This is a genomic window from Streptomyces paludis (genome assembly GCF_003344965.1).
Taxonomy (GTDB): domain Bacteria; phylum Actinomycetota; class Actinomycetes; order Streptomycetales; family Streptomycetaceae; genus Streptomyces; species Streptomyces paludis.
In genome coordinates this window covers 71,674-87,076 of record NZ_CP031194.1, presented here as the reverse complement: position 1 = coordinate 87,076, position 15,403 = coordinate 71,674, and the positions used below count along the sequence as shown (strand labels likewise).

At 72.2% G+C, this 15,403-nt stretch carries 8 protein-coding genes and 1 pseudogene; 3 read left to right on the top strand and 6 right to left on the bottom strand.

Translation table 11 applies throughout. From position 1 onward, the window contains the following. Nucleotides 1-14 precede the first annotated feature (14 nt). Nucleotides 15-1,226 (bottom strand): YcaO-like family protein, encoded by a 1,212-nt coding sequence (locus DVK44_RS00350; protein WP_114657577.1) that lies wholly within the window; start codon nucleotides 1,224-1,226, stop codon nucleotides 15-17. Then, entirely contained in the window at nucleotides 1,223-2,404 is a 1,182-nt protein-coding gene (locus DVK44_RS00345; protein WP_114657575.1) for an aKG-HExxH-type peptide beta-hydroxylase, read from the bottom strand. Before DVK44_RS00345 ends, DVK44_RS00350 begins: the two co-directional genes overlap by 4 nt. Before the next feature lie 692 nt (nucleotides 2,405-3,096). Between DVK44_RS00345 and DVK44_RS00340 the strand changes: the two genes are divergently transcribed. Further along, entirely contained in the window at nucleotides 3,097-4,128 is a 1,032-nt protein-coding gene (locus DVK44_RS00340) for a LacI family DNA-binding transcriptional regulator (protein ID WP_114657573.1), read from the top strand. Between the two features lie 63 nt (nucleotides 4,129-4,191). On the opposite strand, the gene DVK44_RS00335 is transcribed toward DVK44_RS00340, so the two are convergent. Then, complete coding sequence (locus tag DVK44_RS00335; RefSeq protein WP_162793599.1) at nucleotides 4,192-5,013, bottom strand: alpha/beta fold hydrolase; 822 nt, start codon at nucleotides 5,011-5,013, stop codon at nucleotides 4,192-4,194. A 309-nt stretch (nucleotides 5,014-5,322) separates the two neighbouring features. On the opposite strand from DVK44_RS00335, the gene DVK44_RS37550 reads away from it, so the two are divergent. Continuing rightward, a complete protein-coding gene (locus tag DVK44_RS37550) occupies nucleotides 5,323-9,900 on the top strand; it encodes a Tat pathway signal protein (protein ID WP_114657569.1) in 4,578 nt (1,525 codons plus the stop codon). A gap of 182 nt (nucleotides 9,901-10,082) precedes the next feature. Next, the gene (locus DVK44_RS00325) at nucleotides 10,083-11,816 is read left to right on the top strand and encodes a rhamnogalacturonan lyase B N-terminal domain-containing protein (RefSeq protein ID WP_114657567.1); all 1,734 of its coding nucleotides are present in this window, start codon (nucleotides 10,083-10,085) and stop codon (nucleotides 11,814-11,816) included. An 87-nt stretch (nucleotides 11,817-11,903) separates the two neighbouring features. Here DVK44_RS00325 and DVK44_RS00320 read toward each other — a convergent pair whose 3' ends face one another. From DVK44_RS00320 to DVK44_RS00310, 3 genes and pseudogenes are all read right to left on the bottom strand, one after another. Next, complete coding sequence (locus tag DVK44_RS00320; RefSeq protein WP_114657565.1) at nucleotides 11,904-12,737, bottom strand: rhamnogalacturonan acetylesterase; 834 nt, start codon at nucleotides 12,735-12,737, stop codon at nucleotides 11,904-11,906. A gap of 46 nt (nucleotides 12,738-12,783) precedes the next feature. After that, nucleotides 12,784-14,136 (bottom strand): ABC transporter substrate-binding protein, encoded by a 1,353-nt coding sequence (locus DVK44_RS00315; RefSeq protein ID WP_114657563.1) that lies wholly within the window; start codon nucleotides 14,134-14,136, stop codon nucleotides 12,784-12,786. A gap of 127 nt (nucleotides 14,137-14,263) precedes the next feature. Next, nucleotides 14,264-15,229 (bottom strand): annotated as a pseudogene (locus DVK44_RS00310) (pectinesterase family protein); the annotation flags it as partial. Nucleotides 15,230-15,403 lie beyond the last annotated feature (174 nt).

The following is a 15,403-nucleotide window of genomic DNA, read 5'->3' as shown; positions in this document are numbered from 1 at the left end:
AGGATCCCCACCGGTCACTGACCGAACGGGTGGGGGTGGCCGGGGCCCGGACCGGAGGGCAGTGGCAGTGTGCCGGGTGCGAGCACCCGCACCACCCGGACCCCGGCGTCCCGGGCGGGCTTCCCGGACGTCTCGGCCAACAGCACCTCCTGGCCGGTGTGTTCGGCCAGAACGCCGAGCGGATCCGTACGGGCACGGTGCCCGTCGCCCTCCCGGGCCCGGCCGCCGTCCCCGGCAGGGTCTCCGTCCCGGGCCCGGCAGCCGTCCCGTACCGCCGGCTCCCGCCGTACGTTCCACAGCGCCAGACTGTCCTGCCGGTGGTAGGTCCACAGCGCGTGCTGTACGGCGGTGGTCGGCGGGCCGATGCCGCGCCACTGGTCCCAGGTACGGCGCGCGGCCGGGCTCTCCATGCTCCAGCGCACCATGACCGCCTCGTACGCCGCCTTCTCGATCAGTGTGCCGAGGGCGTCGGACGGACCGCAGCGCGCCCCGAACGCCTGCCCCGTACCGTCCGGCCGGTGCAGACACACCACGGCGCACGCGGTGCCGGACGGCGCGGGCAGCAGGAACGCCGTCGTGGCCAGCCCCCGGGCGCGGACCGCGCCGGCCAGCGCGGCGGGCGCGCCGGCCTCGATCCACCGGGGCCGGCCGGCGGCGAGCCCGTACCAGCTGCGCCGTACGAGATCGCGCTCCAGCACCTCCCAGGCGGCGTGCCGAGCCGCCGCCACACGGTGGGGGTGCGCGGCGACACCGGTGGAGCCGGCCGACGGCTCGGGGGCACACCCGGTCGGCGGGCGGTGGCGCAGGAAGACGGCGGCGGCCGGGACGTACCGCTCCTCACCGCCGGTCGTCCGCGCGCGGATCCACAGCCGGCGGGCCCGTGGCCGGATGGACGGTCTGCGCACCGGCACGCCCCGGCGCAGGAGTTCGTCGTACGTGGCGACGATCCCGGCGGCGGCCTCGGCCTCCCGCCCGGCGAGCACATTGCCCATCCGCTCCAGCAGTTCGCCCCGGGCGCCGGTGGTGACCAGGTCCCGGTCGTGGCCGGCGGCGCTGCCGACGAGCACGGGCGCGCCGCCCGCGCCGCTCGTGCCCTCGAACACCGCCGAGCGCGCGGCGACCCGGGCGAGCAGCAGCCCCGGCTGATCCGGATAGGGGGTGAAGACCCGCGGCGCCCATGCCGTGACCGGGGTGCCGGAGGCGCGTGGTGTGCTGGAAGCTCTCATGGCCGCTCCTGCTCCTGTTTCCGCTCTTCTTCGCGCTCCCGCGATACGGCGGCGCACTCGTCGAGCAGCGCGCGTCCGGCGTCCGTGAGGGCTCCGGAGTGTGCGGTCAGTGTGTCCACCGCCTGCCGCGCGGACGCGGTCAGCCGGGCCTCCCGCGCCGCGACCGCCGCCGCCTCCAGGGTGCCGGGTGCGCCGGGCGTACCGGGCGTGCCGAGCGCGGCGATTCTGCGGTAGAGCAGCACACAGCGCGCCAGGGCCACGGTCCGCCGGACGAGTCCGCTCAGCGGGCGGGGGTCGGCCCGCAGGGGAGTGGTGACCAGCAGCGCGCCCGGATCCGTCCGGCCGGGCGTGCCGCCACCTCCTCCTCCGCCACCGCCGCCCGCCGGTTCCGGCAGCAGGAACGGCCGCGCCACGGCCGCCGCGTCGTACCGGCTGTGCGCGCCCTCGTGGACGAGCGCCTCCGCGCAGCGCACCGGCCCCGGCAGCCCCGAGGCGCCCGTGGTGAGCCGGTTCCGGTGCACGAGGACCGCGCCGTGCACGGTGAAGTCGGTGAAGCGGTCGAGGGCGTCGCCGTCGAGCAGCGCCACCTCGGTGACCGTCTCGGCCAGTTCCCCCACCAGCTCGGGCCAGACGTCGGTGAGCAGGGCGACCGCGCTGACCAGCACCTGCCGCTGATCCGCGTCCCACGCGACGACCCGCGCGGTGACCGGCGTACCGTCACGGCCCCGGCGCGGGGCCGCGGACCGCAGCGCGCGCGACACACTGCGCCGCAGATGGTCCTGGGGCCCGGTGGGGCCGAACGCCGGCGGCCCGAAGCCGGCGAGCAGGTCGAGTACGGAACCCAGCTCGGCCCGCGACCGGGCGGCCGACGCTCCCGAACGCAGCGCGCGCTGTGCGGTGTGCACCGCCTCCATGGCGGCGGGCCGGCGCAGGACGTCATCGGACACGGAGGCCGACATCGGCGGCGCGGACGCCCGCGCCCCGGCCCCGGCGGCGGTGCCGGACCCGGCAGCGGCAGCGGCAGCGATCCCGGCGATCCCGCCCGACTCGGCCGCCCCGCCCGACTCGGCCGTCTCGACCGCCCCGGCGAACTCCACCCGGTCGAGCACCGCGCGTATCCGCTCCAGCACCTCGCGCCGGTCCTCGACGGCCCCGCGTACATCGGCCTCGACATGCATCGTGCGTCAACTCCCCTCTCCGCCCGGGACCGTGGCCCGGGCACGGGACGCGCGGCGGACCCGGAGGCCCACCGCGCGGTGCGACGGCGCGTGTTGCTCCCCGTCGGCGTCGGGTACAACGTCATGAGCGCACGCTCGGGGAGTTCCGCCGCCATCGTGGCGGCAGCGTCTCCAAGGTCGCCAGCACGCCCCGGCCGGCGTCGCGGATATCCGGACCGGGGTGAAAAGTCCTGAATGTGTCTTGCCCGGCGCCCCGGAAGGGTGTGTTCCGTATCGACGCGCCGGTGCGCACCGCCGGTACGGCGGCCGTCCGGGCGCACCCGCCGTACCCGCACGGACCGGGCGGGCGCGGCAAGGCCGGGTTCCGGGCCCGGCGGGCCGGGGCGCTCCGGGCCCCGGTTGGCCCGGAACCGCCGCTCTCACGCGGTCACGCCGCTCGCCGGGTCCAACCAGCGTACGCCGGTGGGTGGTTGGCTGTCATGGGTGCGCCCCCGGCCTCCCGCCACCTGATCCCGAAGCGCTCTCTTTCTGCGGAGAACGGTTTCTAGAGGGGCGTATAGGTGCCGATGGGCAGGGGAGACCTTCACCCCTTCGTTCCGAGGGCTTCACGCGATCAGTTGCCCGGTCGTAGCCTAGAAACCGATTGCTGAACGACGGCGAGACGACGGAGACAGCGACGGAGAGGGGAACCGATGACGCGGACCGGCGCCGCGGCGGGACCGACACTGGCGGTCGTCGCCAGAGAGGCCGGGGTCTCCGTGCCCACGGCCTCGAAGGTGGTGAACGGCCGGGAGGACGTGGCCCCCGAGACCCGTCGCCGGGTTGCCGAGGTGCTGGACCGGCTCGGCTATGTCCCCCGGCCCCGGGGTGCCGCGCCCGCTGCCGGATCGCTGGTGGACGTGGTGGTGCACGCGCTGGACAGCACCTGGACGGCGGCGGTGCTGCACGGGGTGGAGGCGGCGGCCGAGCGGGCCGGGCTGGAGATCGTGGTCTCGGCGGGGCTCGCCCGGTCGCGCGGGTGCGGACCCGAACGGGGGCGGCTGCACCGGCTGGCCGCGCGCGGCTCGGCGGGGGTGCTCTTCCATCTGGCCGAGCTGACCCCGTCCCAGTACGCGTGGCTGGAGCAGCGCCGGATCCCCTACGTCATGATCGATCCGCTGGCCGAGCCGCCGCCCGGCGTGATCTCGGTCGGCGCCGACAACGTGCGCGGCGCGGCGCGCGCCACCGGTCATCTGCTCGCGCTCGGCCACCGCCGTATCGCCTTCGTCGGCGGCCACCGGAACGCGCTGTGCGGGCGCGACCGGCTGGAGGGGCACCGCGCCGCGCTCGCGGCGGCCGGCGTGCCGCGCCGCCAGGAGTACGAGACATACGCCCGGTTCTCCGCCACCGAGGCCCGCCTCCGCGCCCTGGGCCTGCTGGCCCTCCCCGAACCGCCGACCGCCGTCTTCGTCTGCTCCGACGCGATGGCGCTGGGGGTGTACGAGGCGGCCGCCGCGCGCGGACTGCGGATCCCCGGCGATCTGAGCGTGGTCGGCTTCGACGATCTGCCCGAGGCGCGCTGGGCCGCGCCCGCGCTGACCACCGTCCGTCAGCCGCTCTCCGACATGTCCGGGACGGCGCTCCGCCTCCTGGCCGGCCTCATGGCCGGCGACCGGCCGGCCGCCGACCGTACCGAACTCCCCACGCGGCTGACGCTCCGGGCCAGTTCGGCCCCGCCCGCCTGAAGACAGAGGCCGGAGAAGCCAGAGAGGCCGGAGAAGCCGGAGAGGCCGGGGGAGACCGGAGAGTCAGGGAGCGGGGGCCGTCGCGGCCGGCCCGGCCGACCAGTCGTCGACGAGCGCGACCAGCCGGCCGGGGTCCTCCTCGTGGAGGAAGTGGCCGTGGCCCGCCCAGAGTTCGGTGCGCGAGCCCGCCGGCGCGTCCGTGGCGCGCTCCCAGTCCGCGCCGGCCGGGTGGGAGTACACACCGAGCACCGGGCAGCGGCGGCGGGCCAGATACCGGCGGGCCGCCGGGCGGAGCCCGAACGCGTCCGGGGCCAGATACATGCCGTCGCGGCAGCGCAGCAGGACCTCCGGGTCCATGGCGGCCATCAGCCGCTCGTGCCGGGCGCGCGCCTCGGTGTGTGTCCCGGTACGGAACGCCCCGCCGACGAAACGCACGGCCCACGGCGCGCCCTCCGCGCGCAGCGCCGCCTGCTCGCCGGGCAGCCGCGCGGCCTCCGCCGCGTCCGCGCCGTACGCCGGGTCGAGCACGACCAACGCCCGTACGAGACGCGGGTGTTCCACCGCGAGCGCCGTCACGGCCTGGCCGCCCATCGAGTGCCCCACGGCGATCACCGGTCCGGTGCCGAGCGCGTCGAGCAGCCCGGCCAGGTCGGCGGCGAAGTCGCGGGGGCCGTAGCCGTCGGGAGGCGCGGCGGAGGCGCCGTGGCCGCGCAGATCCGGGACGAGGACCCGGCGGCGGCCCGCCCACGCGCGGCGGTGCGGCTCCCACTCGCCGCCGTCCCCGCCCCAGCCGTGCACCAGAAGCAGCGCCGGGCCGCTGTCCGCGCGCGGCGCGGGCAGGTCGCTGTAGTGGAGGTCGACGCCGTTCACCATGATCCGGGGCATGCCGGTCATGGTGCCCCAAGGAACCGCCCGCGTCACGCCGGTTCCGCGGCGCGGACGCCGATACGGACGAGGGTACGAACGCCGGTACGGACGAGGGTATGGCCGGAGCCGGATTGTGCAACCGGTCTCTAGACAGTATCGGCCGTACCCCTGATTCGTCATCAGCCCGAAATCCTCGGTGCACCTTGGCACATCGGCGTAACCAGCGGGTGACAGAAGTTTTTCCGGTACGACATCTTGCTCATCGTTGTCGCCCCGGCCTACTTTCCGTAGAGACCGATTTCTAAGCCAGGAAGGGAAGACTCCGCCATGCCGAGCGCAGAACTCAGCCGCCGGAACTTCGTCCAGATAGCCGGTGCCGGCAGCGCCGCCGCGGCCGCGAGCGGCTGGCTCTGGCAGTCGGCGCCCGCCGCGTACGCCGCCGAGTCCGCCACCGCCACCGGCCCCGCCGGGCCGAAGCCGGCGGGGCTGATCGACAGACTCGTCCTGGGCGACACCGCCTCCGAGGCCGCCCACGGATTCACCACCGACGGCAGCGAGATCGTCACCGGCGGGAACGGGGTCAAGGCCCGGACCGCCACCCCGCTCGACCCGGTCGCGGCGCGCGGCGGTGAGCTGCGCTTCACCCTGCGCACCGATCCCCAGGCGCAGAACTACCTCACCCTGAAGCTGTGGGGCGACGACGGCTCCGCCTACACCACGCTCGCCTACATCAACGGCGAGCAGATCGGCTACCGCCGCAACCACGACACACCGGCCATCAGCTTCGGCTTCTCGGGCCAGGTGCCCGGCCGCTTCCACTACTCCACGGTGCTGCTGCCCCTGGAGATGACCCGCGGCCGGTCCCGGGCCGAGATCACCCTGCGGACGTACGAGGGCAGCTTCTCCGGCAAGGTCACCCAGAACTCCCGCCCCTACTACGGTGTGTACACCCACACCGACGCGCGGCTCGACCTCTCCGGCGAGAACCTCACCACCTACCGGCCGCCGACCGCGCTCGCCGACGACCTCTCCGACACCGAGAAACAGAAGCTGGTCGACGGCTTCCGCACCACCCAGATCGCCCTCTTCAACCGGCTCTCGGCCCAGGTCGACGCGGCCGCCACCGGCAGGATGTCCATCGTCCGCTATGTTGACGAACTCCGTTACTACGCACAGGCGCTGACCACCGAGTGGTCGCCCGCGGCCACCGCCGCGGAACGCCGGGCCGCCCTGCTGCGGATCTTCAAGAGCGTCGACAACCACGTCAAGGACTACTACGGCAACACCCGGCTCGTGCTGCGCGGCGGCCACCAGGGCGACTGGGGCGGCTACTACGGCGCCCTCGGCGAGGCCCTCTACCTCGTGGAGAACGTGATCGCCGACCCGGAGGTGTACGGCGCCGACGCCTTCACGGCCTTCCTGGACGAGGAGTTCACCACCGGCACACAGGACGGCGCCGACTCGATCAAGGGCGTCGACCTCGACGGCGGGCGGCTCACCCGGCGCGCCGCCTGGGGCCGCTGCCTCAAGGCCAACTTCGACTTCGCGCGCTCCCGCCTCTCGTACATCTACAACCAGATGTTCTACACGTACGAGGGCGCCTGGAAGGCCCACGAGGGCCTGCGGGTGATCGGCTCCGCCTTCTACGAGGGCCGGGCGCGCAGCCACGCCATCCTGGGCGAGGCGCTCGGCCTCGTACCGTTCCTCGGTGAAGAGGTCCTGGTCGGGCCCGAGGAGGAGGAACTGGACCTGTTCCATTCGCTCTTCTACCACGACGGCACCGCGCGCTTCACCGACGCGTACGTCAACATCGTCGGCAAGGGCCTCGCGAAGAGCAAGCTCGACCGCGCCGGCCACGTCGTCCGGCGGCTGCCGTACGGAAAGCACTACACCGGCATCACCGCCGCCGGACTCACCCGTGAGAACACCTACGTCGGCAACTACGGCGAGGCGTCCCGCTACATCGGTGAGTACTTCTTCAGGACCTGGGGCCACCGGGGCGACGAGGAACTCAACGACCGCATCCTCAAACTGGCGCTGCGCAACGTCCACGCCCGCGGCTACACCCGCTACGCGTCCGTCGACGACAAGGGCAACCGCGTCATGCGGATCATCGGCTCCATCGACGAGCGCAACTGGTACTGGCCGGGCATCCCCGCCTACGGCCCGCGCATCAACGAGGGCCAGTCACTGTTCACTTCGGGCTTCGAGCCGCACATGGCGCGGCACGCGGAGCGCTACCGCGGCTCCGAGTGGGCGCCCTACTGGGAGTACGCCCGCGAGGCCGTCGGCTTCGCCCAGCAACAGCTCGCCGACCGCCAGTACTTCAACGGATTCGCCCAGGTCACCGCCAACCCCAAGGCCGATCTGCGGCTCCCCGACACCTACGCCCACCTCACCGGCGGGCGCGCCCGGCACAGCCGCCTGGGTACGGCGCAGGCGGGCAAGGTCATGCCGCAGACCGACTTCCGCGCCTACACCGGCGGCGAACTCACCGCGCTGGGCGTACGGGACACGGACTACCAGCGCTTCGCCTGGATCGACGTCGACAACATGTTCGTCTCGCTGCGCGACGGCGACACCCGGATCTTCGGCTCGCTCTACCAGAGCAACCGCGGCGTCGCCGGCAACGGCCGGCTGCACGTCATCACACCGACCCATGAACACGTCGTGCAGATCCAGACCAACGGGCTGTTCCAGTACCGGGACTACTACGCCCGGATGGACGCCATCGACGCCGACTTCATGGAGGACATCAACACCGGTGACAACTGGGCCCCGCAGGCGCTCGCCGGGGAGATCTGCCCCATCGCGTACCAGCCCGGCATCGGTACGGTCCGCCGCGAGAACTTCGAGGCCGACACCCCCTTCTCCGGCTACACCGACTTCCTCACCGCCCGCTACGGCACCTATCTCTTCGGTGTCAACACCACCCGCGCCGCGTACGGCAACAAGCAGACCTACCGGCTCGCCGTCCCCGCGAACCACCGGGGGTCCACCGTCCTCGACCTCGTCTCCGGCAAGAACCTCCGGATCACCGGCGGACACATCACCGTCGAGCCCTTCACCGCCGTCGTCCTGAAACTCTCCGACACCGCCACCACCGCGCCACTGCCGTCCGTCGTACGGTACGTGACCGCCCTGCCGGCCGACACCTCGATCACCGTCGCGTGGACGCCCACCGCCGGGGCCGCCACTTACACCGTCAAGCGGGCGCCCCGCGCCGAGGGCCCGTACACCACCGTCGCCACCGGTCTCACCGGACTGGCCTGGCACGACACCAAGGTCCAGCGGGGCAGCGGGTACTTCTACACCGTCACCGCCGTCAACGGCGCGGGCACCGGCTGGTCCTCCTGGCGCGCCGCCGTCACCCTCGACGCGCCCGTGTCCCGGCGGCTGACCGGCACCGGCTGGCGCGACGACAGGCTCGGCTCCCAGCGGCGCGGCACCACCTCCCTCCACAGCACCACTTCCGGCGGGGGCGCCACCATCGCCGTCACCGGCGGCGACGGCACCGGACTCGGCGAGGGCGACGACTACATGGTCGCCACCCGCGACATCGAGGACTCCCTGCTGCTCGTCAGCCGCGTCCTGGCCGGCAGCGGTACGGTCACCGCCCGCGTCGACGACCGCCGGGGCGCGCTGACCGGGCTGATGCTCCGCGACCGCCTCCACCCCGACACCCGCTACCTCTACTTCGGCGCCGACGCCACCGGAAAGCTCGTCCTGGCCAACCGCACCCGCGACAGCCGCCACGACTGGCAGGACGACATACGCTCCCCGCTCGACGCCGGGATCTCCGGCTTCACCGCCGCCGACCACCCCCATCTGCGGCTGGTCCGGGACTACGAGACCCACCAGGTGATCGCCCACGCCTCCGCCGACGGCACCACCTGGACCTATGTCGGCGCGCTCTTCACCCCGTTCCCGTACGCGGTGCACGCGGGCGTCGCGTCCAGTGGCAGCGCGGTGTTCACCGCCGTCAAGGTGACCGGCACGGCCGGCGGCGCGCTCCGGCCGTATGTGGCCGGACACACCGCCGACCGCTTCACCGTCGCCTGGAACAAGCCCGAGGACGCCGTCGCCTTCACCGTCCACCGCACCGCCGACGCCAAGACCGCCGCCACCGACCCGCGCACCCGCCCGGCCGGCTGGGAGAAGGCCGTCACCGGCACCCGCGAACGCTCCTACACGGAGAAGGAACTGCGCCACGGCAAGCGCTGGTTCAAGGTCGTGGCGACCCTCGCCGACGGCGGCACCCGGGTCTCCGAGGACAGCGCCCTCGCGGTCGCCGAAACCCTGGCCGAGGTCATCGCACGCGCCCGCGCGACCGACCGGGCCGCCTGGACGAAGAAGAGCTACGCGGCCTTCACCGCCGAGATCGACCGGATCGAGCGCGCGGGCGGCGACCAGGAGACACGCGTCGACGCGGTCTACGCCGCGTACGCCCTGCTGGTCTCCACGGACACCCTGCTGACCCGGTTCTCGGTCACCAGGGACATGGTCGAGGCGTCCACCGTCGAATGGCCGGGCACCGGCACCAAGGCGTCCAACGGCTGGCGGCTCTTCGACGGCGACCCCGCCACCTACACCGACACACTGGCCGCCGAGAGCTGGGTCGACATCGACGCGGGAACGGCCGGCCCCATCACCATCGACAAGATCCGCTTCCACCCCCGCGCCGGCCAGCTGGCCCGCGCCAACGGCACGGTGTTCCGCGGCTCCGACGATGGCCTGACCTGGACCGACCTGCACACCATCAGCGGTGTGAGTGCCGCCCAGTGGTACGAGGTCGCGCTCGGCCGCACGGCCTCGTACCGCAGAATCCGGATCTACGACAACCACGACGGGCGGGTCAACCTGGGGGAGGTGGAGTTCTGGTCCTACCTGCCCGACGAGGAGTGACACCTTCCCCGTACCGGGTCCGCCCCACCCGCCCCACCGGTCTCGGAAAAAACTTCTGAACCCGCGGCAACCAAGGCGCGGGCGGCGGCGACCAGGGGATGCGGAGGGAGGTGCGTACTCACCCTCCCTCCGCGTTCCCACGCCCCAAGCCCCCCGCACCCGCCTACCGTTGGAGTCCCCCCATGGCTACCGACCCTCCGACCACGAGTCCGGCGACCGCGGATCCGGTGTCCGCCGAGCCGACGGCCACCGCCCGCCGGCACCCCTCGCGCCGCGCCGTCCTCGGCGCCACCGCCGCCGGAGCCGTCGCGGCGGGAGCCGCCGTCACCGGACTCACCGCGACCCCCGCGCTGGCGGCGGCCTTCGGCTACACCGACGACGGCGCGAACTACGTCATCAGCACCGGCGCCAGCCTCGTCTTCAAGGTCTCCAAGAGCACCGGCGACCTGACCTCACTGGTCTACGGGACCACCGAGTACGAGGGGTACGGAGGCGCGCACTCCCACGTCGAGTCCGGACTCGGCGCCTCCACCGTCAGCATCGCGCAGTCCGGCTCCACCATCCTCGTCTCCGTCGTCCACGGCACACTGCGCCACTACTACGCGGCCCGCAGCGGTGAGAACAACGTGTACCTCTGGACCAACAAGGCCGACACCTCGTTCACCGCCACCCGCTACATCGTCCGGCTCAAGCCCGGCATCTTCCCCAACAACGCCCCCGACGGCTGGGTGGAGTCGTCCGACGCCGTCATCGAGGCGTCCGACGTCTACCGGCAGTCCGGCGGCCAGACCCGCTCCAAGCACTACTCGGGCGTACGGGTCATGGACTACGACTACATCGGCTACACCACCGGCTCGGTCGGCCTCTGGATGGTCCGCAGCAACCACGAGAAGGCGTCCGGCGGCCCCTTCTACCGCTCACTGCTGCGCCACGCCAACGAGAACGGCGTCGGACTCTACGAGATCCTGCACTACAACCAGGCCCAGACCGAGGCCGAACGCTTCGGCCTCCAGGGCCCGTACGTCCTGAGCTTCACCAACGGCGGCGCGCCCGCCTCCTCGCTGTACGCCGCGAATCTCGACACCTCCTGGGTGGACGGCCTCGGGATCTCCGGCTGGGTCGGCAGGAGCGCCCGCGGCCGGGTCGCGGGCGTGGGCATCGCCGGCCGGGACACCGCCTACCCGTACACCGTGGGCTTCGCCAACGCCAACGCCCAGTACTGGGCCCCGGCCGCCGCGTCCAACGGCGCGTACTCCTGCCCCAACATGCTGCCCGGCACCTACACACTGACCGTCTACAAGGGCGAACTCGCCGTGCACACCACCTCGGTGACCGTCACCGCGGGCAACGCCACGGCCCTCAACACCCTCACGATCACCAACGACCCGAGCGCCGCCCCGGCGATCTGGCGCATCAACAACTGGAGCGGCACACCGGCCGGCTTCAAGAACGCCCAGCTCATGACGTACGCGCACCCCTCGGACATACGGGCCGCCGCCTGGACCGGGAACGTGGTGATCGGCAGCGGCGAGACGGCGTCCTTCCCCTGCTACATCTGGTCGGGCGTCAACGACGGGATCCTCGTCTACTTCAGGCTCACCGCGGCCCAGGCCGCCGCCGCGCACACCCTGCGGATCGGGGTCACCACCGCCTACATCAACGCCCGCCCCCGGATCACCGTCAACAGCTGGGTGTCGGCGATCCCCTCACCGCCCACCCAGCCCTCCACCCGCTCGCTCACCACCGGCTCCTACCGCGGCAACAACAACACCTTCACCTACAGCGTGCCCGCCTCCGCCTGGCAGACGGACACGGGCCAGTACAACGTGCTGAAGGTGAACGTGGTCAGCGGCTCCACCGGCTCCGGCTTCCTGAGCCCCGGCACCTCCTTCGACTGCCTGGACCTGCTGACCTGACGTGGCCGGCTGACCCGTCCTGACCCGACCCGTGCTGTCCGGGGAGAGAAACCACCGCTCCCCGGACAGCACGCCCCGCATACCGCTCTACGCGACCGGGTTGTCGAGCCAGCTCAGCCAGGACTCCGGAATCTCCTCGTCCAGCCGGCGCAACTCGCCGGGTGCCAGCACCCGTTCGTCCCGCAGCGCGCGGGCCACCAGCCGCGCGACCGCCACGGCGCCCGTCGGACGGAAGTGCGTGTTGTCCGAGACACCGCTGGGATAGTTCGGCGACTCGCCCGGCGGCAGCCAGTTGAAGTACGACTTCGTCGTCTCGGGCCCCAGCCGCTGCCACAGCGCCAGCGACTGTGCCTGGCTGTCCAGCAGCGGCACCCGCTCCTCGGCGGCCAGCGCGCGCACCGCCGCGGGATACTCACCGTGGGTGGGCACCGCGCCGCCCGCCGCGTCGAACCTGCGGCGCTCCACCGAGGTGAGCAGCACCGGCCGGGCCCCGGCGTCGCGGGCCCCCTTCAGATACCGCCGCAGACAGTCCTGGTACGTGGACCAGGGCTCGGTGTAGCGGGCGGGATCGTCGGCCTTCTCGTCGTTGTGGCCGAACTGGACGAGCAGCAGATCGCCGGGGCGGACCACGGCGAGGAGCGCGGTGAGCCGTCCCTCGTCGATGAAGCTCTTCGAACTGCGGCCGTTCACCGCGTGGTTGGCGACGGCGATGCCCTTTCCGAGCAGGAAGGGGAGCGCCATGCCCCAGCCGGCCTCCGGCGCGGCGCGCGCGTACTTGTCGGCGGCCGTGGAGTCCCCGGCGATGTGCACGGTCCTCCGGGGACGGGCCGGGGCGCTCGCCACCCCGGTACCGGACCCGGTCATCGCGGCCAGCGGCAGCGCGGAGAGCGCCGCGGCGGCCTGTCGTCGGGAGATGGACACGTCGGTGTGCCTCACTTTCCTGGGACGGTCGGGGGAAGCGCGGAGGTCAGCCCTTCTGCTGTTCCCGCCACTCCGCCTGGGCGGCGTTCAGCTCCTTGGCGAGCTTGTCCGCGAAGTCCTTCGCGGACATGTCGCCGAGCAGCACCTTCTGGAAGTTGGGCTCGTTGCCGGACTTGCTGATGGTGTTCCAGTCCGGCAGGTAGTAGGGAAGGTTCACGATCTTCGTGCTGCCGTCGCTGAGCGCCTTCATCGCGGCGGCGGTCGGCTCGGCGTCCTGGATCCAGGCGTCGGCGGCGGCGTCGGTGTTGGCCGGGATGGAGCCGGCCGACGCGTTCCACGCGCTGTTGGACTTGTGCGAGGCCGCGAACTCGATGAGCTTCCAGGCCGCGGCCTTGTTCTTGCTGTTCTTGAACAGACCCAGACCGTCAACGGGGTTGGAGACCTGGACGCGCGAGCCGTCCTCCTGCGTCGGGTAGGGCAGGCCCTTGAACTTCTCCTTGCCGAGCGCCTCCACATGGTTCTGGTACGAGGCGAGGTTGTGGGTCAGCATGCCGATCGTGCCGTTGTCCCACTGCGCGACCATCTTGATGAAGTCGTTGTTGACGTCGGCGGACGGTGTCACCTTCTTGTACAGGGCGACGTACTTCTCCAGCGCCTCGACGTTCTTCGGGTCGTTGACGGTGGTCTTGTCGCCGTCCCAGAACTCCGAGATGCCGGACTGCCCGTACATCGCGTCCATCGCGGGAGCGATCGAGCCCGCGCCGCCGCGGATGGTGTAGCCGAACTTGTTCTTCCCCGCCGCGGTGAGCTTCTCGGCCGCCGCGTAGAACGACGCCCACGAGGTCGGAGCCTCCAGCCCGGCCGCGTCGAACAGGTCCGTGCGGTACCAGAGCGTGCCGTTGTTGCTGGAGGTCGGCACGGAGTACATCTCGTCGCCCTGGCCGCCGGCCGCCTTCACCCCGGACACCATCGTCGGGACGAGCTTCCCCTTGAGGCCGCTGGAGTCGATCCGGTCGCTCACCGGCTCCAGGACGTCCCGTACCACCAGGTTGGAGAGGTACGCGGTGGTCACACCACCGACGTCCGGCAGCCCGCCGCCGTCGATCGCCGTGTCGTACTTCGCCTGGACCTGGTCGATCGGGATCCCCACGTACTTGACCCGGATGTCCGGGTTCTCCTTCTGGAAGTCCTTGATGATCTGCGCCCAGATGTCCCGGCGCTCACCCGTGTTGTTGTCCCAGAGGGTGATCTCGCCCTTGCCGGACCCCTCGCTGCCACCGCCGCTCCCGTCGTCGCCGCACGCGGTGGCGGTGAGGGCGAGGACGGCGGCGAGCGAGACGGCCGCGGCCGTCCGCCCTCTGGGGGACAGGGCTCTGCTGGAAGTCGTTCGGATACTCATGGCCGGCTCTTCTCTGTCGAAATGATCTGAATCAGCGGTGCGGTGAGTGCCAGTGGCGGTGTGTATGCCAGTGGTGTGGTGGATGTCAGTGGTGCGGTGAGTGTCAGTTGTGGTGTCAGCCGTGGTGTCAGTGGTGTGCGCTGTGTCCGTGAGCCGTGCCATGGGCACGTACGGAGTTCTGCGGCGCCCAGCCGTCCGGGCCCGCCAGATAGTCGGCGACCTCGTGGACCGCCGCCTCGGCGTCCGTCAGCTGCGGGCGGTCGGGCGTGATGCCCGCGCCCGGACCGTAGTTGCGGTACTCGGCGAACCGGGCGTCCTTCCACGAGAAGCCGCTCATGTCCGCCCACGGCTCGGACTTGATGGCGGCCGGCAGTTCGGTGTCACGGAAGAGCACCTGCGCGATCGCGTCCGGCTGGCCGCCCGGATGCCAGGGCCGGCCGAGATGGAAGGTCCCCGCGGGCGCGTCGCTGATCACCCGGCTACGGGTGATGAGGAAACCGTACGGGTTGTCCTTCCAGGTCGAAGCGGCCGTCAGATAGCCGTTGTTGGTGTCCGAGCCCCGGCTGAGCGCCTTGATCAGGGAGCGTTCGACGACCGTGGTGGCCCGCCCGTAGAGGAAGTCCACATCGCCCTCGATGTACGAGTCGCGGACATAGACCCGGCTCAGCCGGGTCAGCGCCGGGCTGTCCGTCATCAGGGTGTCCTGGTTGCCCTTGAAGGCGGTGTTCTCGAAGACGATCCGGTCCCCGGTGGTCTTCATCGCCAGCGCCTGCGGGTTGGCCACGTCGTGCGCCGCCTCGTCGAAGTCGTTGACGAAGGTGAGATCGCGGGCGGTGACATCGCTCGCCGCGATCAGCACGGTCGCGCTGCCGCTGGAACCGCCGTACTCGTTGGGCGTGTCGAAGACGATGACCGTACGCGACCGGTCCCGCGACGCGCCTTTGAGCAGCAGATGCGGCTTGGTCGCCGGGATCCGGACCTGCTCCCGGTAGGTACCCGCGGCGAGGGCGATCGTCACCGGCTCGGTGTTCCCGGCCGGCACGGCGTCCACGGCGGACTGGACGGTGGGGTAGTCGGCGGGAACGTGCAGGACGGCCCCGGCGGACCGCTCGGTGGCCATCGCCACCGACGGCGCGGAGACCAAGGGGGCGAGCAGCGCGGCGAGCGCGGCCAGGCCGACGGCCGCGGTGCGCGCGGAAGCGAGGGAGCGGGTGCCGGTGTCAGAGCCGGCAGTGGTGCCGGTGCCGGTGTCAGTGTGAGTAGTGGT

Bases quoted from the DNA above. Each gene is read 5' to 3' on its own strand.
- DVK44_RS00325 (WP_114657567.1), top strand. From the start codon at position 10,083: ATGGCTACCGACCCTCCGACCACGAGTCCGGCGACCGCGGATCCGGTG.
- DVK44_RS00350 (WP_114657577.1), bottom strand. From the start codon at position 1,226: ATGAGAGCTTCCAGCACACCACGCGCCTCCGGCACCCCGGTCACGGCA.
- DVK44_RS37550 (WP_114657569.1), top strand. From the start codon at position 5,323: ATGCCGAGCGCAGAACTCAGCCGCCGGAACTTCGTCCAGATAGCCGGT.
- DVK44_RS00340 (WP_114657573.1), top strand. From the start codon at position 3,097: ATGACGCGGACCGGCGCCGCGGCGGGACCGACACTGGCGGTCGTCGCC.
- DVK44_RS00315 (WP_114657563.1), bottom strand. From the start codon at position 14,136: ATGAGTATCCGAACGACTTCCAGCAGAGCCCTGTCCCCCAGAGGGCGG.
- DVK44_RS00335 (WP_162793599.1), bottom strand. From the start codon at position 5,013: ATGCCCCGGATCATGGTGAACGGCGTCGACCTCCACTACAGCGACCTG.
- DVK44_RS00345 (WP_114657575.1), bottom strand. From the start codon at position 2,404: ATGCATGTCGAGGCCGATGTACGCGGGGCCGTCGAGGACCGGCGCGAG.